Below are 20,043 nucleotides of genomic sequence, written 5' to 3' on the forward strand. Positions count from 1 at the left end.
CCGCCCGGATCGGACGATCCGGGCGCGGGTCAGCGGCCGGGTGGCAGCGCGTAACCGACGTAGCCGCGAAACTCCAACCGCCAACCGGCCGGAACCAGCTTGGCGCAGGCCGGCCGACTGCCGGTGCAGACGATCGCGTCCACCGAGGTGGGGTCGGCCGGCGGCCGTTTCGGCAGGACCGACTGCAACGACACCAGCTCCGGCGAGCGGCCGTCCGGCTGGCGCAGCGCCAACCACCACGGGTACTCCCAGTTGTCGTTCTGCTCCACCAGCCCGATCCGCCGGGCATCGCTGTCCCGGACCGCCGCCGCGGCCCAGCGGAACTCGTCGGCCCACTGCGGGCGGCGCAGGAACCGGGTGTCCCAGTCCGAGGTGGTGAAGACCGAGCCGGCGCCGACGAGCCGGCGCGGGAAGCCGTACGACAGTGCGAGCGTCCCGGCCAGCGCGGACGTGACCAACACGGCGACCACCGACAGGGTGGCCACCGAACGCCGCCGACCGCCGTCCGTGCCGGTTGTGCGGCCGGCCCGGCGGCGCAGGAGCGCGTCCACCCACAGCCCGGCGAGCGGCACGGCGAGCACGAGCGCGTACAGCAGCAGCCGGTTGCCCCACGGTTGCCACTTGAGCATCGAGGTGTGCAGCAGAACGGTGGCCAGCACCACCACCGCGTACGCGCGCAGCGGCCCGACCTGCCGACCGTCGATCCGGCGCGGTCGGGCCAGCGCGATTATCGCGCCGATCAACGCCAACGCCCCGGCGATCGGGAACGCCACCCGGTCCTCGTCCGGGTACCAGGCGGGTTCCGGGAAGTTCTCCCGGCCGAAGGTGGTCGCCCGGTCCTGGGGGTCGACGCCGATCGCCTCCGCACCGCCGATGATCGCCTCCCCGCCGAGTTGACGCAGCGGCGCCAGCGGCGTGTCGAACGCGGTGTGCCCGATCCGCAGCGCGTTGATCAGGATCGACGGCGGATCGTGCCGTTCCATCGGAATCGACTCCCGCAACCGGGGCGGGCCCAGCGGATGCCCGAACTCGGCCGTCACCCGAGCCAGGAACGGGCCGACCACCACGGCCGCCACCAGGATGACCAGCACCGAACCGGAGAGGACGCGCGCCACGCCAGCGACCGGGCGGGCAGTCGACCCCCCGGCGGCGGGCACCCGGGCGGCCAGGGCCAGCCGGAGCTGCGCCAACCCCCAGAGCACCAGCAACGGACCCACGGCGATCAGGCCATTTGTCTTCGTCACCGCGGTCAGCCCGGTGGCCGCGCCCAACCCGACCAGGGTGCCCCAGTCGGTCCGCCGACGCAGCCCGTCCAGCACCAGGGTCGCCGCGCAGACCACCCATGCCGCACAGACCAGGTCGGTCTGCGTGCTCGTCGCCTGGAGCACCACCATCGGCGTGGTCGCCAGCACGAACACGGTGATCAACTGAGCCCGCCGCCCGCCGCCGAGCTGCGCCGTGATCCGTGCGGCCACCAGCAGGCAGAGCACCCCGGCGGCCCACTGCACCAGGTTGTGCAGGTGGTCCCCGCCGGTCAGCAGGCGCAGGTGCAGCAGCAGGTACTCGGCTCCGGGCGGGATGGTCACCTGCCGGTGGATGGCGGTCGGCCAGAAGTCCAGGTCGCCCTGGGCCACCCAGTGCTCCACCTTCGGCAGGTGGTACGTCTGCGAGTCGAAGTTGTTCGGCTCGGCCAGCAGCGCGACAAGCAACTCCACCAGGACCAGGCCGCCGACAGTGCCGGCGAGCAGGCGCTCGCCCCGACCCGCCGTCCGCCAGGTGTCCACAGCCCGGGCGAGCAGGCCACCGCGTACCGGACCGACAGGGACCGGACGGTGGTCGGGCTCGGCCCGGCCGCCGTCGGCGCTCGGCGCGGGCAACTCCCCGCCGGCGCCGGTGGAGACCGCTGCGCCGACCGATACCGGCCGGGGCGCCGCGGCGGGCTGTCGCGCGGGAACGGCGTCCCGACGCCGGCGCAGCCACGCCGCCGTCGCGCAGGCGAGCAGGAAGAACAGCCAGGCGGTGACGAACGCCGGTCGGGTCAGCGCGTGCGCCGCGCCGAGCACCTCGACGACGAGCACCGCGTACGCCCCGCTGATCAGCGCGGCACGTACCACGGCGAGCCGCGACGGTGCCACCCCGGCGTCCCTGCGCGGCCTCGTCACGACGGTGAGCAGGAGCACCGCGGCGGCTGGCACCACCGCGAACAGGGAGCCGGCAGCCGACATGGCCGGAAGTAAACACCATCGGCCTGGGACCGCCACGTCGACTGCCCGCCGGTGGGGGCATACGTCGTGCCGACCAGCCAGGTTAGGCTATGCCCGACGTGTCGTCGCCACCGTGGAGAATCCCCGTGAAGCTTTCGATCCTCATGCCGGTCTTCAACGAGGAAGAACGCATCGCGGACGCCCTCAAACAGGCACTGGCAGTGGACTATCCGTGCGAGATCGAGCTGCTCGTCGTCGACGACGGGAGCCGGGACGGCACCGGTGAGGTTCTCGGTCGCGCCGACGACGCACGCCTGCGGGTCATCACCCACCAGCGCAACGCCGGCAAGGGCGCCGCCATCAAGACGGCTGTCGACTGCGCGTCGGGCGACTACATGGTCATCCTCGACGCCGACCTGGAGTACGACCCGCAGGACATCCCCAAGCTGCTCGACCCGGTGCTCGACGGGCGGGCCACAGTCGTCTACGGCAACCGCACCTTCGGCAGCCACAGCGCCTACAGCTTCTGGTACGTGATGGGCAACAAGGGCGTCACGATGGCGGCCAACGTGCTGTTCAACTCGTACATCGGTGACCTGGAGACCTGCTTCAAGCTGATGCCGGTGGCGCTCTACCGGTCGCTGCAGGTGCGCTCGCGCGGCTTCGGCATGGAGGCCGAGGTGACCGGCAAGTTGCTGCGCCAGCGGATCCGCCCGTACGAGGTGCCGATCAGCTACCGGGCCCGTGGCCGGGAAGAGGGCAAGAAGATCACCTGGAAGGACGGCGTCGAGGCGATCTGGATCCTCGGTCGCGAGCGCGCACGCCGCCGTCCCGCCACGTCAGCCGCGCGTTGAGCCCAGGAACGCGCTGATCGACCGCCGCAGACCGGCGGCGTCCAGGCCGTGCCACCGGGTGTGGTCGGCCGGGCTTCCATAACGGCGCAGGTCGGTCTGACCCACCCCGAGCGCGAGCAGCCGATGCGGCACGTCCGTCATCGCCCGGCTGACGACCGCGCTCGACGTGCCCGCCAGGTACGGCTCGACGAGCACCACCTCGGTCCCCGCGAGCGCCCGTAGCCCCTGGCTGTCGAACGGCCGGGGCGTGTGGGTGTACGCGACGGTCACGTCCATCGCCTCGGTCGCCGCCAACGTGGCGTCGAGGGTCGGCCCGACGGCCACCACGAGCGGCGCGTCCGCCCCGCCCTGCCGCAGCACCCGCAGCCGGTCCGCGTCCGGGTACGCCTCGGCGTTGCGCTGCTCACTGAGCCGCAGGTAGACCGGGTGGTCGCCGGTCGCGGCGTGCCGGAGCAGCGGCGCCACCTCGTCCGGGTGGCCGGGCACCCGCACCGTCCAGCCGTCGCCGAGAGAGTCGAAGAGCGCCACGTCCCCGGGCGACTGGTGCGTCCGACCCTCCGCCGACCCGTCGTAGGACGCGCCGATGCTCACCAGGACCGCGCCCACGCCCTGGTGGTCCAGATCCAGCTTGATCTGCTCGTACGCCCGGTCCACCAGGAACGTCGCGTACGAGTGCACGATCGGGCGGAGCCCGGTCAGGGCGAGCCCGCCGGCCACCCCGATCATCAGTTGCTCGCGGATGCCGACGTTGAGCACCCGGTCCGGGTGCCGTCGACCGGCCGGGGCGAACTGGCTGGCCGAGATGTCGGCCACGACGAGCGCGGTACGCGGATCCTCGTCGAGAAGCGCGGCGGTGCTGTCGATGAACGCGGCACGCATGGCTGTCATCCCCTGCTCTCGACGCGGGCGACCACCAGGTGTGGCTGCCCTGGGCGGTGTCCGGTCAGCGCCCGGTACAGGGCGGTGTGGTCCCGGCCGTCGACGGTGTCGGCGGTCCAGCCGTTGACAGTGAATCGGCTGGCGATGCCACCCGACCAGCCGTGGGTGGCCGACGAGTTGTCGACCACGATCGCGGTGAGGCTCTCCAGGCCGGTCGCCCCCGCGTACGCGATCGCCTCGTGGTTGGATCCCTCGTCCAGTTCGGCGTCGCCGAGCAGCACGTACACCCGGGGGGTGCGCAGCCCCTGGGCCCGCAGGCCGAGGGCGGTGCCGACGGCCAGCCCGAGGCCGTGGCCGAGTGAGCCGGAGCCGATCTCGACCCCGGGCACCAGCGACCGGTCCGGGTGGTGGCCGAGTCGGCTGTGCGGCCCGGCCAGGTCGTCGAGCCAGGCGTCCGGGATGAAACCGTGCGCGGCGAGCACCGCGTAGTAGGCGGCCGGCCCGTGCCCCTTGGACAGCAGGAACCGGTCCCGTTCCGGGTCGTCGGCGGTGTCCGGGGTGACCCGCAGCACCCGGTCGTAGAGCACCTGGAGCACGTCGATTGTGGAGTGCGCGCTGGGCGCGTGCTTCTCGTCGCCGGTCAGTCGTCGGAGTAGACCGGGGAGTCGGGACCCGGTGTCGGTTTTCAGTGCTGTGGTCATGCCACTACTGTGTTACTTGAAGTGCACTTCAACTCAAGGACCTGGTGATGCAGGATCTACTGACGATCGGCGAGCTGTCCGCCCGCTCCGGCGTGGCGCCGTCGGCGCTTCGCTACTACGAGCGACTCGGGCTGATCCGCGCCGACCGTACCGGCGGCAACCAGCGCCGATACGCCCGCGCCGAGCTGCGCCGGGTCGCCTTCATCCGGATCTCCCAGCAGGTCGGCGTCTCGCTCGACGAGATCCGGGCGGCCTTGGAGTCGCTCCCCGAGGCCCGCACGCCCAGCCCACAGGACTGGGCGCGGCTCTCCGCGAGCTGGCGGGGTCGGTTGGACGAGAAGATCCGACTGCTCACCAACCTCCGCGACGACCTGGACGGCTGCATCGGCTGCGGTTGCCTGTCCCTGCAACGCTGCACCCTCAACAACCCGGGTGACGCGCTGGCCGGCGAGGGGCCGGGCGCCCGCCTGATGCTGCCCCGCCCAACTGACGACACGCCCGTCTGACGGCCTCATCCGCGTGTGAGCAGCACCTTGCCGAAGTGGTCGTTCGACTCGACGAGCCGATGCGCCGTCGCCGCCTCGCTCATCGGCACCCGCCGGTCCACGATCGGTCGGACCGTGCCGGCCTCGATCAGCGGCCACACCTCGTCCCGTACGCCCTGCACGATCTCCGCCTTCTCGGCGAGCGGCCGGGAGCGCAGCGACGTCGCGGCGACACTCGCCCGCTTCGAGAGCAGCGCGCCGAGATCCAACTCGGCCTTCCGCCCACCCTGCATCCCGATCACCACGAGCCGGCCGCCGGTGGCCAGCACGGAGACGTTCCGGCCCAGGTAGGACGCGCCCATGATGTCCAGGATGACGTCCGCGCCCCGACCGTCGGTGGCCTGCCGGACCTCCTCGACGAAGTCCTGCTCCCGGTAGTCGATCGTGTGGGCCGCGCCCAGCTCACGCAGCCGGGAGTGCTTGGCCTCCCGCGCGGTGGTCAGCACTGTCGCGCCTAGGGCCGCCCCGAACTGGACCGCGAAGGTGCCGATCCCGCTGCCCCCGCCGTGCACCAGCAACGTGTCACCCGCGCCGAGCCGACCCACAGGGATCAGGTTCGACCAGACCGTGCAGGCCACCTCCGGCAGCGCCCCGGCGTCCACCGGGTCGCAGGCCGGCACCGGCAGCAACTGCCCGGCGGGGACCGCGACCCGCTCGGCGTACCCCCCGCCGGCCAGCAGCGCGCACACCTGCTGCCCGACCGCCCACCCGGCGACCTCCGACCCGACCTCCGTGATCACCCCCGAGCATTCCAACCCGGGGTACGCGGACGCGCCCGCCGGCGGAGGGTAGTGCCCCTGCCGTTGCAGCAGGTCCGCGCGATTGACCCCGCTGGCCCGCACATCCACGATCACCTCGTCGGGGCCGGGCTCCGGATCGGGCACCTCGGCCCAGACCAGCGCGTCGGGTCCACCGGGCTGCGGAATGGTGATGGCTCGCATGGGCCCAGTCTTCCCGATCTCGTCGGGTGCCGCAGGCGCAACCGCGAGCCCACAGTGGACAGCCGGGACGGCCTGGTCACCGCGATGGGGGAGGGACGCCGGGCCGTCCGGCGGGAGGCGTGGCAGACTGTGCGTGGCCGTACGCCCGCGGGTGGCGGCCCAGGAGGGTTCGCCTAGTGGCCGATGGCGCTGGTCTTGAAAACCGGTAAGGCAGCGATGTCTTCGTGGGTTCGAATCCCACACCCTCCGCCCCTTGGACAGCAAAAACGCCCCCTGACCAGCGTGAACGCCGGCCAGGGGGCGTACTAGTCAACAGTGAATCAGTCTCACTTCGTCTCGCTCGATGCCGCCGTGTCTCACTGGTCGTGTCGTTTACGTGTCGGCGTTCTCCGGCCCTTCGGCCGGCTTGGTGCCATCCTCGGTGCCCAATGTTCCCTCGATCCGCCTACGAGCGGCCTCGTCCTGCCCGTCGATGCACGAGGCGTAGACCTTCAACAGCACATGCACGCTGTGTCCGGCCCATTGGGCGACCTGGGTAGCCGGCACTCCGGCATTGAGCCAGAGCGACACGGCGGCGTGCCGCAGGTCGTAGGGCCGGTGCGCCAGTGGTGAGCGCTGCTGAGCCGGTGTCAGCGCTGCCGCGCGTGCCTGTCGCCAGGCGCGCAGATAGGTGCTCTTGGACACGGGTGCGAGTCGAGCGCCGGCCGCGTTGAACATCCGCCCATTGGCATCCCGACAGTGCTCCCGTAGGTGGTGCCGCAGGATGCGGACTAACTCAGGGCAGGCCGGTACGTCGCGGGTCGCCTTCTTTGCCCGGTGCTTCAACTCCCGGTCTTCCAGCGACTGGCCGCTGTCGCTCCAATCCTCGCCCACCTGCTGTGTGGAGCCGCTGAGGCGAAGCCACCCCCACCCGGTATCGGGTAGTTCGCATTCGTCGGCGCGTAAGTGGATTACCTCGGACGGGCGAAGCGCGGCGAAGTACATGCAGGCAAAAAAGCCTTCCAAGTGCGGATCGCGGTTCCGAACTGCTGAGAGCAGGGAACGTGCTTGTTCGGGATTCACGACTACCTTTCGGTCAACCTGGTCGGTATTCTTCGGCGCTCGCCACTGAATGAAATCCATCGGGTGTGCGTCGAGGTAGCCAAGTTCAACGGCATACTTCAAGGCGCTGTAAAAGACGGCCCGTTTTCGTGCGACGGTGTTTGCTGCGGCCGGGCCGCCGTCGATTCGAACCGTGAGTGCGTCGAGCGCCTTCCGGGTAGTGGCAGGATTCGCCACCTCCCTTAGCGGCAACGTGTTCGCCGCGAGCCATCGGATAGCCGGCGCAAGCGTCCCTGGCGGTGAGCCCTTGTCGTAGTCACGCTGCAACTTGTTGAAGGTCCATGTGTAGAGGGCGTGGCGAATGTGGGCGTCGTCCGGTGCGCCCCGCGACGTAGCGAGCAGGGCAAGCGTGACCGTCGTAAGCGCGTCGGCAATGCTCTTGCGCTGGGTTGCTGCGGCACGAGGCCACTTCATATCCACGAACGCGACTGCCAGGTCATACCAATTCCGGCTGTTTAACTCGCGGGCCATCGGTTCCGGTAGCCCGGATTTTTCATCGAACGCCGTTCCCTCGCGTTGTGCCACCACCAGCTTTGAGCGGAAGCTTTCGGCGAGTGCCCGGGTGGCGTAGGTCTTTCGAAACGGCTGGCCAGCGACCTTCCATCGAACCGTGTACGACTTCTTCTTGCCTGATAGCTCATTAGCAAGAATCGCGTGAACACGTACCTCGTAGCTACTCATGCTGCCTCTTCGTGGTCATTGAGCCAGTTGTCCAGGTCGCGGCGGCGGACGTACAGGCTGCCGTTTGGGTACTTGATGGTTTTGGGGGCGCGGCCGGTGGCCTTCCAGCGGAAGAAGGTCGACCGGGGCACGCGTAGTTCGTCGAGGGCTTCGGCGAGGGTGAGCAGGTTCCCGGTAGAGGTGCGGCGGGCAGTCATCGCGTCACCTCGGCGGCGGTCGGTGCCTTCCACTGGCCAGCGTCGACCGCTTCGACCTGGGCGCGATCTTTCGCGGCGAGTTGGTTGCGCCAGTAGGTCGGCGAGGCGGGGCATAGCTGGCAGGCGGGGATGTGTCCGGCGGGGCCGGGGTGCCCGGGAAAGGTGCACTGTCCGCTGCTGGCCGGTGTTGCGGCGTCGGTCGGCGGGGCCATGGTGGTTGTCCTCCTTCGATCGCGGGGAGGTGATGCGCTGAAACAGATGCGGGCGGGCGGGGGTGGCTAGCGCTGCGGCTGTTTCAGCGGGGTGCTTTGCGGGGCTGAGTGGCGCGGTGAGCGGCTTCCGGTCGGCGCTGGTCACCTGTGGAGGGTGGGGGTAGCGGTGCGGCAGAAGGGCGCAGGGCGGCCCGCTGAGAACGCCGTAGGGGCAAGATCCGGGCAGGGTTGGTGTAAGGCATAGGGCCATACCGGCTGTGCGGCTCTCAGCGGGCCGCTTTCGGGTGCTGGTCGACCCGGCGGCGGGGCGAATGCGGGCCGGGAGGGGCCGGGAAGCGTTGACACGTTGACAATCGGCCAGTGCGGCCACGTTTGCGCAGGTGAGAGGCAGTGCCGAGGTGTCAACGCCCCCCGTTGACAGGCGTTGACACCCGTTGACACCGGGTCGACCGGCGGCGGGTTGTCAACGCCTGTCAACGCCTGTCAACGCGCCCCGTTGACACCCTCGCGGATGCCCTGAGCTGCGGAAACGTCCGCGTCGGGGGCGGTTGTCAACGTGTCAACGCCATCGGGCACCTCGGCCACGGCGCGAGGGTGCAGCTCGTACCGCCCGTCCGGCCCGTTGCGCACCCACCCGAGAGCGGCCAGCTCGGCGAGCACCGCCGACACCTCATCGGACTTCGGCAGCCGGCGGGACACCTTGCGGTGCAGTTCCCGGCGGGTGAAGGTGGTCATGCCCTTGGTGGTGAGCACCCCGAGCACGTACCGGGCGTTCTCCATCGCGGCGTCGCTGCCGATCGTGGTGAGCGCTGCCCGGTAGTGCGCCGCGAAGAACTCCGCCAGCCTCACCGCGTCGGTCATCCGGTCGGCGTCGATGGTGCGTCGCCACGCGTCGGCGGGGTAGTGGGCGACGTGCAACAGGCCAGCCAGGCGCAGCGTTGCGCCGGAGAGCTTGTTGCCCCACTCGCGCATGTCGTGCAGCGTCCCGCCGGGCCGTAGCTGCGCCTCCACCTCCTGAGCGGCAGCCAGCCGCACCCGCCCCGCCTCGGGGGTGAGGGTGACCACGGCGGGGTCTTCCCACTCGGCGAGGGTCGCGGCCAGGTCGTGCACCCGGTGCCGGTAGCCGGCCGTCACCTGCTCCGGCACCGGCTCCGTGTCGACCAGCCGATACCCCGCGAGGGATCGGGGCAGGGCGAACAGGAACCGGGCCGGCAGACCACGGCCTGCGAGGTCGGCGTTACCGCCGAACTTGCGCAGCACGGTCGGTTGCGCCATCACGCACACGGTCAACGCGGGTTTGTCGACCGAGGCACCCTCTCGGGTCTGCCGTTCGTTGCTCATCGGCTGCCCCGCGTGCCCCTTCAGGTAGGGGTCAAGGTTCGGGGCACCGGAATACCGACCGGCGAGGGTGTCAAAGATCCCGCCCTCATCCGAGATGATCGCCATCCGTCCGCCGTTGGCGGCCATCAGCCCAATGAGGGCTTCCGGGGTGGCGTCATCCACGATCAGCCGAGGCAGGCCCGGAACGGTGATCGCCTCAGCCGCGATCGCAGCCGCTACCGCCTCGGCGGCGGCCTCGTCGCGCTTGCCCGGGTCGCTGGCCTTCGCCGCTTGGGCCTTGGCCTGCTCCGCCTGTCGGTCGGCGATATCCCGAAGCGCGGCAGCCTCGGCGATCCGCGGTCGCATTGCGTCGCCGAGCGTCGACTGAGCGGCGAACAGCGGCGCGGTCATCGCCCGGTGAACAGGCGACTTCCGCTCGCCAGGGCCAGCGATCACAGCGGCGAACACGTTCACCGGCTCCCGCCACCCGCCGACCGGCTCCACCTCCAACCGGCCACCCGCACACGCGGAGAGCACGGCCACGGCGAGGGTGCCGGCCATCGCCGGATCGGTCTGGGTGAAGCGGGCAACGCCGGTCACCATGTCGCCCAACCACGCGGGGAACACGTCGACCGGGAACGGCGGCGGCGCGGTGCTCGGCCCGGTCAAGGGCACTGGAACATCCCATAGCGGCCCGCCCGAGGCCGGCTCGCCGGTGGCGTCGGGGTGGTCGGTCACAAGGTGGAGGCGTGCGGCGCTCATGCGGCCACCTGCCGGGGTCGCTTGCTGCCGGCGGCCAGCCCGGATCGGATGGTGCGGGCCGTCTCGACGTGGCCCAGCCCGGCCCTCGCTGCGGCTTGTTCCAGCACGCTTTCGGCGTTCTCGGCAGTGAGCGACCCACCGGCGGTGAGTTGCCCGAGTGCCACGGCAGCGATGTAGAGGCAGCGATTGCGCTCCCCTGCCGGCGCGGTGGTTACCCGGTCGGCTTCCCGGGTGATCGCGGCCCGGACGTACGCGCCGCTGCGGTCGGTCGGCAGGGACACCACCACCGGCCGCTGCGGCGGCAGCCGCGCCGGAATCAGCAGAGCGGCCAGCCACCCGGGCAGCGGGGCGGGATCGGTATCCAGGTCGACCCGGTAGGGCCGTCCGGCCACGGTGCTGCCGGCCGCGACCACGTAACCGCCGTGGGCGCGGGTGTCGACCAGCGGGCCGAGCGTGCCGGCCGTGTTGCGCAGCTCCGGCCCGTCGTCGGGGTGGCGGTAGTAGAGGTGGGTGCCACCCCGCCCGGTGGTCACGGTGTACGTCGGTTCGATGCCGGCAGCGTGTGCGGCGGCCAGCTCGACGAGGGTGTCCAGCCCGGTCGGACCGGCGGTGCCGTCCTTCGGGGTGTCGAGGTCGACCACGGCCAGCCGGGACGGGCCGCACGCCAACCCGATGCCATAGGGGCGGACCGACCAGGCCCGGCGGATGCGGTCGGGATCGCAGGTGGCGCGTGGCTCCCACCCGAGGTGGTGCCCGGCGGCGTGGCAGCGCGGGTCGCGGCCGGTGCAGTCGTCGCCAGCGTGGTCGGGGAATGCGGGTCGCTTGTCGTCGGGGCGTAGCGGGAAGACGTGCCAGCCGCGTTCGGCGTGCGCGAGCGCAGCGGTGAGCAGCGGGTTATCGGGCATGGTGCGGGTCCTCTCCGGTGGTGCGGGTGAGGTGGTGAGGCGAACGGCTTGCGGTCGACCGTGTTGGCGTTCGTGTCGGCCTTGGGCACAGGCGGCGCAGTCGCGGCGTCGCAGCAGGACGGGCTGGCCGCTGCGCGCGTTGTCGGCGGCGAGCAGCCGGCCGCAGATGTGCGGATATGCCTCGGCGTCGGTCACGGGCCGACCGAGCACCGCGCTCGCGACCAGCCACCGGGCGGCCACCGGGTCACCGCCTCGGCCGAGGCCGCGCGGTGATCGCGGCCCGGGTCACCGCGTCGCGCAGGTCGCCGAGCAGCCCGACCAACTGCCGGCGCGCGGCCACCTCGCCCGGCGCGAGCGCGACCCTGACGCGCACCTCGGCGTGCTCCCGCCCGGCGGCGGTACGCACCCGCACCAGCACCGCGCGGGAGCGCCCGGCGACGTCGACCACGATCTCTTCGGAGCGGTGCTCTCCGAGGTTGCAGCGGTGATCCATCCCGCACCACTCGGTGTGCCCGGCGGCGCGCCGGTTCACTGCTGGCCAGCCTTGTACTCGGTGCGGATGTGCTCGATGAGTCGGCGGCCGACGCGCACGCGTTTGCCGGTGGCGGCGCAGCGGCGGCACTCGCGGGTGAGGCGGCGGATGATCAGCCCGGGGCGTTGGCCGGCACCTTTGCAGCGGCGGCAGCGGCCGAACGGGGATGCGTAGCAGATGATCAGGTAGAACGCTGCGTAACCGAGGATGGTCAGGCTAGCTAGCGCGGCGATGGTCAGCACGAAACGCCTCCACAGGCCGTTTTGAGGGTGCGAGCAGCCGACGCCGCTAGGTGCTAGGGCGCTGGCCAGGAAATGTTTGTGTCGCTAGCGGTGCCGCTAGGTCTAGCGGGGCTGGCCGCTAGACCTAGCGGCGGATCGTGGGCTACGCGGTCTTGCCGTTCCCCGTCTCGCGGTCACGCTTGGTGATCGCGGTGAGGATGTCGGCGCGGTGGAAGCCCTTGCGGTTGCCGGACTCGCCGGTGTCGGTGTCCTCGCCCCAGCACTGCTTCGTCGCCAGGCCGTGGACCTTGAGCGCTTCGCGGAGCTGGTCGGCGGTGAACCCGGCGTACACGTCGGCCCGCAGCGCGGCGAGACGCTTCACGATCACGGTCGACCACAGCTTCGGCTCGGCCTCGGCCATGACCCCGGCGACGTCCTCAAGGATCGTGTCTCGCCGTACGGCGGTGGTGTCGAGCACCACCCCGGCGGCGTGGCCGGTGATGTTGCCGTAGCGCTCGCGGGCCTTGCGGGCGCGGGCGACGATCGCTTCGGCGGCCGGGCCGTCGATCTCGAACGTCTTGAGGATGACCGGCTCGTCGCCCTCACCGGCCAGGTAGCCGATGCCCTTGTCCCGGCGGGAGAACATCGTTGCCCGGATGCCGTTGCGGTACATCGAGGTGCCCAACACCATGTCGTTTTCGGTCTGTCCCATGACTTTGAGGCAGAACCGCAGCACCGCGTTGGCGCTGATTCCGGTGGGCAGGCTCTTGGCGTCCGGTCGCTGGGTGGCCAGCTTGAGCATGATCCCGACGGCCGGGCCTCGGCGGACGAGGTCTTCGCAGATTTCCTCGATCTCCGGGCCGTGCTTCGGGTGCTCAAACCCCCGCTGGCACTCGTCGATCCCGATGCCGATCGGGTGCAATCCGAGCTTGCGGTTGTTCGCCAGCTCGTCGGTGACTTTGTTCTCGGGGCACAGGTCGCGCGGCAGGTCCCGGATCACCTTCGTGCGGCGGCGCATCTCCGCGTGGACCTCACGCAGCGCGGTGACCAGGTACACGATGTCGTCCTCGTCGTCACCGGCCCGGTAGGCGTGGCAGACCGGCTCCAACGGGGACAGGTCACCGGTGCCCTTGAGGTCGAACGCCAGCACCCACGACCGAGGATCGAGCGCGACCAGCAGCAACGCCAACCGCAGCGCGAACGTCTTCCCGAACCGGGGCAACGCACCGATAATCATCGAGGCGTACATCAGGGTGATGGTGACCAGCGCGCCGCGCGGGTCGGTGCCGAACGGCGCGGCCTTGAACAGGTTCACCGTTCCGGAGGTGAGCAGCGGGAACGGCTTCTGCTTCGCCCGGGACATGTCCTTGTCCGCGACGAACAGCACCAGCCGGCCCGGGTGCACGTCGGCGTTGGCTGTTGGCCACACGCACCCCAGCGGGCGAGTCAACGCACCCGCCAACTCCTCGCGCTTTTCGATCACGGCCGAGGCGACCACGCCTCGGGGTAGCTCCACCTCCGCGCGCCAGCCGACGCCGTTCTCCCGCGCGATCGGCGCGGGGAACCACCGCTTGCCGTTGTCACCCCGGCGGATCGCGGCGTCGATGCCCGCAATCCGCAGCGACGCCAGGGCCGTGAACACCTCCGTACTGGTCAGCGGCGCGGCATCGGTCCGCACCACGGCCGTGTCGAGCAGCGGCCGATCCGCCGGAGCACCGAGCACCCCGAACACCACCACCGCCACCGCGAACGCGGCCACCTGAACAGCGGTGCTCGCCAGCAGCAGCCCACCGACGCCAACGACCAGCAGCACGAACAGCAGCACGGCGGTGAGGCCGCGCCAGCGCACCCGCCGATCCCGGCGCCGCGACAGCGTCTCGTACGTCTTGGCCTCTTCCGGCTTCGTCACGGACGCGCGGACCACGGCCTGGCGGACCGGTTCGCCTTCCAGGTCGAACAGCCAGCGCACATACCCGCCGACCACCCGGCCGAGGCCGGACGGGGCGCGCCAGGCCAACTTCGCGCCGTACTTCGGCACCCGCAGCCCGTGGTAGAGCACCCCGTGCCCGGCCAGGCCGGTAGCCCACGTCAGATTCCCGGCGAACTCAGAACGCGAGCGCAGCCAACCCGGCAGGATCGGCCGACGCTGCGCGTCACGCAACCCCGCGAGGGTGAACCGCGGTCGACGCTGCGCGTCGATGCTGTCCACCAGCACCGGCCCACCCTCACCCGAGTCGGCGTCGAGGTCGTCGGGGTCGGGGCCGGGGTCGGGGTCAACGGTGCCGGCGCGGCGGGACCGGGCGGCATCTAGGTCAACCACCTCGGCATCCGGGCCGCCGGTGGTCGGGTCCGTCAGGTCGTTCTCGGCGGCCTGCCAGTCGAAACGGTTCTCATCAGGGGCAGTCATGATGGGGGTTCCTCCAACGGTCGGGAGATCGGTAGGGGGCCGGCGGCGCGGCGCAGGTTGGTAGCCAGGGGCCGCGCCGCCGGGCGGGCGCTACTGCCCGTGCTTCTTGCGCAGCCGGGCGGCCTCGGTGTCGAGGCCCTTGCGCTCCGTGCGGTCCTTGGTCCGGTCGGCTTTGGCCGTGATGGTCTTGGCGTCGCGCAGGTCGGCCCGCCGGGTGATCAGGCTCTTGCCGACGTTCTGGTTCTGGTTGCTCTTGCCCATGACGGGTGCTCCTTCCGGCCGTCCAGCGGGTCTGGCGGCCACCACCGCCACCGGGTGATGAGCCGGTGGCGGTGGAAGCGGTCAGCGCTTGCGGGGCTGCTCGGCCTGGCGGGCGGCGCGGGCGCGGTTGCGCTCGTCGGCCTGGCGCTGCGCCTCGCGCATCTGCGCCTCACGGGCTGCCCGGTTGCGGGCGACGATCCGGTCGTGCTGCTCACGGAGCTGGCGATCCGACATACTGGTGGTCCTCCTGAGATCCCATGCGGGTTGAGGGGTTGGACCGGCGGCACGGCTCAGGTTGCGAGCCGGTGGCCGTGCCGCCGGGCGGGGTTAGCTCTGGTCGGCCTTGCGCTGCTGTGCCTGTGAGGCCAGCCGCTGCTTGATGGCTTTGTCGCTGAACATCTGCGGGTTGGACTTCTGGGCGCGGCGGGTCAGGTCGCTGATCTGCTGGTCGCTGATCGTGTTCGGGACGGTGGTCTTCTTGCCGAGCATCGGTTCTCCTCAGGCGGCAATCGGGGTGGCGTTGACCGGCGTTGCCGCAGCGTCCGGGCGGAATGGTGACCCGATTTCGGGGTGGGGGCGGTGGCGCTTGACGGTGCTCACGCTGACGTTCGCGGCCCGTGCGATCTGGCCGTGGGGTGCGGTCGGGTCGGCGATGTGGGCGGCGACGACGCGCTCACTGGCGGTCAGGGATCGGGCCGTGACCCGCGCGGGGCGGACCGGCTCACGAACCGGCGTGACCGGGGTCGGGGTGACCGGCTCGGCGTGCTCCGGCACCTCCGGCGTCGGCGGTGCGGTGGGCTTCTCCGCCCGGGTGGCCTTGTCGGCTTGGCGGGCGGCGGCGCGGGCGGCCCGCTCCGCGTTGTAGCCGTCCCACGCCTTGCGCGGGTCACGCTCGTTGTGCTCGATCGACCACCGCGCCGCCATCAGGGAGCGGATCGGGAACATCCGGCGGCGCTTCGGGGAGAACTCCACCCCGGCGTCATCGATCAGGCTCGCGTCCTCCGCCAGCAGTTGCACATGTTGTGCGCGGCGGGTGTGCAGTCCCCACAGCCACGGGGAGAGCAGGGACAGCAGCGCGAACGCGATAGCCGCCGCCGTGGGCGTGATGCCGTTGGCGAAGTGGGCGTAGTTGATGGCGGCGACCACGGCGGCGATGCCCCACGCGGCCCGGCGCAAGCTGGCGGCGGTGGCGTGGGCCTTGAGCATCAGCGCATCGTGGGCGTGCCACTGCACGTAGACCGCGATGGATTCCAGCGCCAGCGAGAACGCCACCGCGAACGCCACCCGAGACGGGCCGTTCCACGCGGCGGGGGCGATCTCGGAGTAGGCGTAGGCGGCCTGTGCGTAGGCCGCGCCGCCGTTGATCAGCAGTAGCGGCAGCACCGGGCGCAGCTTCGCGGCGAACTCCGCGCGAGCCTTGCGGCGGCGGGCGGTGGCCTCGGCTCGGTCGATGCGGCGGGCGGCCTGCCGGCGGCGGCGCTCCTGCTCGTCGGCGATGGCCTGCCGGCGGGCGTGCTCGGCGGCGGCCTCTTGCTGCTCCCGGTCGAGCTGCGCCACCAGGCGGGTGCGCTCCACCTCGGCGGCGGCGGATTCGCGGCTAGCCGCCGCGCGGGCGGCGAGGATCGCGGGGTCTTCCGGCGTACGACGAAACATCGGGGGTGACCTCCTGGTCAGTGGTCGAGGATGTCGGCGAGCAGGTCGCGGTGCGCGGGGAACACGTCGCCGTCGAGGTAGTGGCGCAGGTACTCCACGAGGTGTTGGTAGGACTCGGCGTGCAGCCAGGCCGCGCAACGGGCGTCATCCGCGCCGACAAGGGTGTAGGTGCGGGTCATGCGGCGGCCTCCTGTGGATAGGCGCAGTCGATGCACTCGCCGAGCGAGCGCGGGATGAAGTAGGGCCGCACTTGACGGCAGGTCCGGCAGGTACGGCGGGCCGTGAGCGCCTTGCCGATGGCGACGCGTTGCGCGGGGGTCGCGGTGCGCTTCGGCGCGGCCAGATCGACCCGGTACAGGTACGCGGCGCGGGTGCCCCCAACGCCGCGCCAGAGCACCTGAGCGGCGACAGACTGACCACCGGGACGCAGGCCAGCGGCGGTCAGTTGGCGGCGGGTGGCGTAGCCGGGCGGGGCACCGCGCCACCAGTAGGTGGGGATGCCGTACCGCGTGCCGTCCGGATCGAAGTAGGCGGCGCGGATGCGGGCCATCAGGCCGCGCGGAGCGGGTCGGTGCGGGTAGCGGTGTCGGCGGCGGCGCGGGTGACGCGGGCCACGGCCCGGCGCAACCGACGCCAGTCCAGCTCGGTCGGGCCGCCGTGATCCTCGGCGTAGAGCAGCGTGATTTCGGCGTCCAGGACGTCCAGCTCGGCCGCGATCAGCGGCCACTCCGCGTCGATCGCGGCCAACTCGGCGGCGGTCGGTTCGGCGGTAACGAGGGCGAGGTGCGTACGCACGGGGAACCTCCGGTGTCGATGAAGTGGGGGGACGCCCCGGGGTGCGACCAGATCGGCCGCACCCCGGGGCGAACAAGAATCAAGAGGCAGAAGTCCATGCCGCGCGCCAGATCCGGCCCACTCGCCCCGCTCGCCCGGGAAGACACCGGGGTCGGCCACCGTGTGGCTCAAGGCGGGGATGCCGCAGACGAATCCACGCGGCGACTCCTGCTATTCGGTTTTCAATGAACGGCTGCGCGGAGGCTCGTGGGCGCGCAGCTCCGTGAGGGGCTGCCTTCCCCGGCTGCCTGCCGGCTGTGTGACATACGCAACCTAACAACTGGTATGCAGTCAGGTCAACTGTTAGGCCCAAACTCGCGTCTGAGCTGCCACAACAGCGGCAGGGCACCTACCATCTGGTAGGCCGCTGGTAGGCTTCCCCTGCTCCTGTCTGACCGCGAGAGGACTGTCATGCCAACCCCTGAGCCACGGCTGGACCGCCCTGAGGCGCTTCACCAACAGGTGGCCCGGACCATCCGCAACGACATCGAGTCGGGCGCACTTCGGGATGGCCAGGTGCTTGATTCGACCCGCGAGCTTGCCGCCCAATGGGGCGTAAGCGTCTTCACTATCACCGAGGCCATGCAGCTATTGGCAGCCGAAGGACTAGTAGTCAGCAAATCTCGCTCTAAGCGCGTGGTGAACGCGCCGGATCAGAACAAGAAGAACGAGATCCGCCTTCAGTCTCCGCGCGTTCTGATCGTCGGCGGGTACGCAGGTAGCGGCAAGACAGAGCTGGGCAGGATACTGGCTCGCGAAACAGGCTGGCCTATGCTGGATAAGGACACGTTGACACGTCCAGTCCTAGAGGCCGCACTAGAGCTTATTGGGCTTTCTCCGCATGACCGCGAATCGGAGCAGTATCTAAAACTGCTGAGGCCGCGAGAATATGAAGCCCTGATGGAAGCCGCTGCCGAAAACGTCGCTTGCGGCAATAGCGCTATCATTACCGCGCCTTTCGTCGCCGAGTTCAATGATTCGGCTTGGCTGGAACGTGCACAGTCGTCCTTTGCTGACAAGAACGCTAGCGTTACGTTTGTTTGGGTCTACTGTGACGAAAGCAGCATGCAGACCTATATCCGCCGTCGGGGAGCTGCCCGTGATGCAGCGAAGCTGGCAAATTGGAATGGCTACCTTGGCCGTATAGATCTGGATTTCCGGCCGCAGGTTCCGCACATGCTGATCAAGAACTGTGTCTCTAGTGCACCACTCAAGGCGCAGGCAAGAGCGCTTCTCCGTGAGGTGATGGGCAGCGAGGTCAAGCAGTGAGAGCAGGCATCATTCTCTACGGGCCACCCGCAGCCGGCAAAGACACAGTGACGCAAGCCCTCCACTTGGCCGACACGCGTTGCTCACTCTTCGAGCGGTTGAAGGTCGGCGGTGGGCGCACCGAGGGCTACCGGATGATCAGCGAATCCGAATTGGCGAACCTAGCTGACAGGGGCGAAATCGTTTGGGAGAATCGTAGGTATGGTGCGGTTTACGCGGTCGACCGCGCCGGCCTGTCAAGGCATTCGGATTCCGGGGTGCCGGTACTGCACCTCGGACAGAGCAAGGCCATCGAAGCCGTGAAGAACGCTGACTATTCCATCGCTTGGCTAGTGGTGTATCTCTGGTGCGCCCGGGATGTAGCTGAACAGCGAATGCGCGGGCGGAACACGGGTGATGTGCCTGCTCGACTAAGCGCGTGGGATGCGACCGAAAACGTAGAGGCAGATTTGCGCATTGATACCGGTGCAGTCGATCCCGACAATGCCGCAAGGGCCATCCTGCTTGCAATGGAGAAAGAGCACAAGCGCCACTAACAGCGAATATGGGTACCACACAGCGGCGGAGCGTCGATGCGGCAGACTTTCCAACCTGAGTCAAGGCCCCGTTCGTGCTTAGTCTTGAAGCGCCATTCATGGCTTTTGCCGACGATAAAGATCGGCCCTCCGCTGGCAGCAACGTCGGTAAATCGTAGATGTATCTGTACAGAGACAGTGCCGTCCGCGTCGACTTCTCGCCAGTCGGACGACTCCACTTTGATGCTCTTGCCGGTCGCCGCGAGTTGCTCACGCATTTTGTTCGTTTCTTCCAACAGAGCGTCGCGGCGACTGTCGCAGAGGCAACGCTCTACGCCGAGCCCGTCGCCGTACTCGGCGAACGCTGCCAGCAAGTAGGCATCAGCAGCAGCAACCGGGGTCGCCTCACCTCGGCCCGCTCCTGCCGTCTTCACTGCCGCCCAGCCAACTGGGATCGCAAGGCACGACGCGAGCACGACAGCGGCGGCCACTGCGGCGCGGAGTTTCCACGAGCGTGAGGCGAGGGGCGGCGCGATCATGACAGCGGAGACTACCTACGGGATCATGGTCGCGGGGGGCGCGTTGTGCCGGATTCGTGTCGGCAGACGTAGGCAACACTGCATATCCCCAGGTCAGCGCCGTGACACGCGTGGTCTTGAAAACCGGTAAGGCAGCGATGTCTTCGTGGGTTCGAATCCCACACCCTCCGCCCCTCTGGACAGCAAAAACGCCCCCTGACCAGCGCGAACGCTGGCCGGGGGGCGTTTCTGTGAATGGCGAGTCAGTCTCACTTCGTCTCGCTCGGGGCCGCCGCGTCTCACTCGTCGCGGCAAATGGGCGGCAAAGTTTGGCTAGCCCGACAGGGGGTTCTCTCCACCTTCTGCATCAGCTCTGGCTGGCCGTGGGAGGAGTGGAACCGGGCGAGGCAACGGCAGCCCGGTGGAGGATCGGCTGGCGAGTACCGCCGCCCTGAGAGCGCGTTTCACTTTGCTGTCAGTCGGGTGTGTTGAAGGTGAGGCGTTGTTGGCGGGTGGCGGGTTCGCCTCGGG

24 protein-coding genes and 1 tRNA gene are annotated in these 20,043 nt (G+C 69.9%); 5 read left to right on the forward strand and 20 right to left on the reverse strand.

The genetic code is table 11. The annotated features are described in order from the left end of the window. Window positions 1–29: 29 nt before the first annotated feature. Window positions 30–2,225, reverse strand: a complete 2,196-nt coding sequence (locus ACLQ29_RS26475; protein ID WP_425774150.1) for an ArnT family glycosyltransferase — start codon at window positions 2,223–2,225, stop codon at window positions 30–32. 125 nt (window positions 2,226–2,350) lie between these two features. Here ACLQ29_RS26475 and ACLQ29_RS26480 point away from each other — a divergent pair, with 125 nt between their 5' ends. Continuing rightward, window positions 2,351–3,058 carry a glycosyltransferase family 2 protein gene (locus ACLQ29_RS26480; RefSeq protein WP_425774151.1) on the forward strand — a complete coding sequence of 236 codons (708 nt, stop codon included), beginning with the start codon at window positions 2,351–2,353 and terminating at the stop codon, window positions 3,056–3,058. Here ACLQ29_RS26480 and ACLQ29_RS26485 read toward each other — a convergent pair. Then, window positions 3,044–3,937 (reverse strand): transketolase family protein, encoded by an 894-nt coding sequence (locus ACLQ29_RS26485; protein WP_425774152.1) that lies wholly within the window; start codon window positions 3,935–3,937, stop codon window positions 3,044–3,046. The two genes, ACLQ29_RS26480 and ACLQ29_RS26485, sit on opposite strands and share 15 nt — an antisense overlap. Window positions 3,938–3,942: 5 nt before the next feature. Continuing rightward, window positions 3,943–4,638 carry a transketolase gene (locus tag ACLQ29_RS26490; protein WP_425774153.1) on the reverse strand — a complete coding sequence of 232 codons (696 nt, stop codon included), beginning with the start codon at window positions 4,636–4,638 and terminating at the stop codon, window positions 3,943–3,945. Window positions 4,639–4,685: 47 nt separating this feature from the next. Here ACLQ29_RS26490 and soxR point away from each other — a divergent pair, with 47 nt between their 5' ends. Then, entirely contained in the window at window positions 4,686–5,144 is a 459-nt protein-coding gene (gene soxR, locus ACLQ29_RS26495) for a redox-sensitive transcriptional activator SoxR (RefSeq protein ID WP_425774154.1), read from the forward strand. A gap of 5 nt (window positions 5,145–5,149) precedes the next feature. Here soxR and ACLQ29_RS26500 read toward each other — a convergent pair whose 3' ends face one another. Then, window positions 5,150–6,124: an NAD(P)H-quinone oxidoreductase gene (locus tag ACLQ29_RS26500; protein ID WP_425774155.1), complete on the reverse strand. Its 975-nt coding sequence runs from the start codon at window positions 6,122–6,124 to the stop codon at window positions 5,150–5,152. A gap of 162 nt (window positions 6,125–6,286) precedes the next feature. Between ACLQ29_RS26500 and ACLQ29_RS26505 the strand changes: the two genes are divergently transcribed. Next, window positions 6,287–6,373: transfer RNA gene (locus ACLQ29_RS26505), tRNA-Ser, on the forward strand. A gap of 123 nt (window positions 6,374–6,496) precedes the next feature. Here the strand turns inward: ACLQ29_RS26505 and ACLQ29_RS26510 are convergent. The 15 genes from ACLQ29_RS26510 to ACLQ29_RS26580 form a co-directional block, all read right to left on the reverse strand. After that, window positions 6,497–7,906 carry a tyrosine-type recombinase/integrase gene (locus ACLQ29_RS26510; protein WP_425774156.1) on the reverse strand — a complete coding sequence of 470 codons (1,410 nt, stop codon included), beginning with the start codon at window positions 7,904–7,906 and terminating at the stop codon, window positions 6,497–6,499. Further along, window positions 7,903–8,103: a helix-turn-helix transcriptional regulator gene (locus tag ACLQ29_RS26515; RefSeq protein WP_425774157.1), complete on the reverse strand. Its 201-nt coding sequence runs from the start codon at window positions 8,101–8,103 to the stop codon at window positions 7,903–7,905. The genes ACLQ29_RS26510 and ACLQ29_RS26515 overlap by 4 nt, the downstream gene beginning before the upstream one ends. Beyond that, on the reverse strand, window positions 8,100–8,315 hold the full coding sequence (locus tag ACLQ29_RS26520; RefSeq protein WP_425774158.1) for a hypothetical protein: 216 nt from the start codon (window positions 8,313–8,315) through the stop codon (window positions 8,100–8,102). The genes ACLQ29_RS26515 and ACLQ29_RS26520 overlap by 4 nt, the downstream gene beginning before the upstream one ends. 483 nt (window positions 8,316–8,798) lie before the next feature. Beyond that, complete coding sequence (locus tag ACLQ29_RS26525) at window positions 8,799–10,397, reverse strand: YfjI family protein (protein WP_425774159.1); 1,599 nt, start codon at window positions 10,395–10,397, stop codon at window positions 8,799–8,801. After that, window positions 10,394–11,542, reverse strand: a complete 1,149-nt coding sequence (locus ACLQ29_RS26530) for a bifunctional DNA primase/polymerase (RefSeq protein ID WP_425774160.1) — start codon at window positions 11,540–11,542, stop codon at window positions 10,394–10,396. The genes ACLQ29_RS26525 and ACLQ29_RS26530 overlap by 4 nt, the downstream gene beginning before the upstream one ends. Before the next feature lie 4 nt (window positions 11,543–11,546). Further along, the gene (locus tag ACLQ29_RS26535) at window positions 11,547–11,834 is read right to left on the reverse strand and encodes a hypothetical protein (protein ID WP_425774161.1); all 288 of its coding nucleotides are present in this window, start codon (window positions 11,832–11,834) and stop codon (window positions 11,547–11,549) included. After that, window positions 11,831–12,076, reverse strand: a complete 246-nt coding sequence (locus ACLQ29_RS26540; RefSeq protein ID WP_425774162.1) for a hypothetical protein — start codon at window positions 12,074–12,076, stop codon at window positions 11,831–11,833. Before ACLQ29_RS26540 ends, ACLQ29_RS26535 begins: the two co-directional genes overlap by 4 nt. Window positions 12,077–12,218: 142 nt before the next feature. Then, window positions 12,219–14,462 (reverse strand): cell division protein FtsK, encoded by a 2,244-nt coding sequence (locus tag ACLQ29_RS26545; RefSeq protein WP_425774163.1) that lies wholly within the window; start codon window positions 14,460–14,462, stop codon window positions 12,219–12,221. A gap of 90 nt (window positions 14,463–14,552) precedes the next feature. Beyond that, on the reverse strand, window positions 14,553–14,723 hold the full coding sequence (locus ACLQ29_RS26550; protein WP_425774164.1) for a hypothetical protein: 171 nt from the start codon (window positions 14,721–14,723) through the stop codon (window positions 14,553–14,555). Window positions 14,724–14,804: 81 nt separating this feature from the next. Then, a complete protein-coding gene (locus tag ACLQ29_RS26555) occupies window positions 14,805–14,957 on the reverse strand; it encodes a hypothetical protein (protein ID WP_425774165.1) in 153 nt (50 codons plus the stop codon). A 93-nt stretch (window positions 14,958–15,050) separates the two neighbouring features. Then, on the reverse strand, window positions 15,051–15,212 hold the full coding sequence (locus ACLQ29_RS26560) for a hypothetical protein (RefSeq protein ID WP_425774166.1): 162 nt from the start codon (window positions 15,210–15,212) through the stop codon (window positions 15,051–15,053). A 9-nt stretch (window positions 15,213–15,221) separates the two neighbouring features. Then, window positions 15,222–16,376 (reverse strand): hypothetical protein, encoded by a 1,155-nt coding sequence (locus tag ACLQ29_RS26565; protein WP_425774167.1) that lies wholly within the window; start codon window positions 16,374–16,376, stop codon window positions 15,222–15,224. Between the two features lie 17 nt (window positions 16,377–16,393). After that, window positions 16,394–16,555 (reverse strand): hypothetical protein, encoded by a 162-nt coding sequence (locus ACLQ29_RS26570; protein ID WP_425774168.1) that lies wholly within the window; start codon window positions 16,553–16,555, stop codon window positions 16,394–16,396. Continuing rightward, window positions 16,552–16,926, reverse strand: coding sequence for an RRQRL motif-containing zinc-binding protein (locus tag ACLQ29_RS26575; RefSeq protein WP_425774169.1), 375 nt, complete (start codon window positions 16,924–16,926; stop codon window positions 16,552–16,554). The genes ACLQ29_RS26570 and ACLQ29_RS26575 overlap by 4 nt, the downstream gene beginning before the upstream one ends. Then, on the reverse strand, window positions 16,926–17,171 hold the full coding sequence (locus ACLQ29_RS26580) for a DUF6284 family protein (protein WP_425774170.1): 246 nt from the start codon (window positions 17,169–17,171) through the stop codon (window positions 16,926–16,928). Before ACLQ29_RS26580 ends, ACLQ29_RS26575 begins: the two co-directional genes overlap by 1 nt. Window positions 17,172–17,621: 450 nt before the next feature. Here ACLQ29_RS26580 and ACLQ29_RS26585 point away from each other — a divergent pair, with 450 nt between their 5' ends. Together ACLQ29_RS26585 and ACLQ29_RS26590 are read left to right on the forward strand one after the other, a co-directional pair. Beyond that, a complete protein-coding gene (locus ACLQ29_RS26585) occupies window positions 17,622–18,479 on the forward strand; it encodes a GntR family transcriptional regulator (RefSeq protein WP_425774171.1) in 858 nt (285 codons plus the stop codon). Continuing rightward, window positions 18,476–19,015, forward strand: coding sequence for a kinase (locus ACLQ29_RS26590; protein WP_425774172.1), 540 nt, complete (start codon window positions 18,476–18,478; stop codon window positions 19,013–19,015). The genes ACLQ29_RS26585 and ACLQ29_RS26590 overlap by 4 nt, the downstream gene beginning before the upstream one ends. Here the strand turns inward: ACLQ29_RS26590 and ACLQ29_RS26595 are convergent. Next, window positions 19,012–19,533: a hypothetical protein gene (locus ACLQ29_RS26595; protein ID WP_425774173.1), complete on the reverse strand. Its 522-nt coding sequence runs from the start codon at window positions 19,531–19,533 to the stop codon at window positions 19,012–19,014. The two genes, ACLQ29_RS26590 and ACLQ29_RS26595, sit on opposite strands and share 4 nt — an antisense overlap. Window positions 19,534–20,043: the final 510 nt, after the last annotated feature.

The organism is Micromonospora sp. DT228, assembly GCF_049841595.1.
GTDB lineage: Bacteria > Actinomycetota > Actinomycetes > Mycobacteriales > Micromonosporaceae > Micromonospora.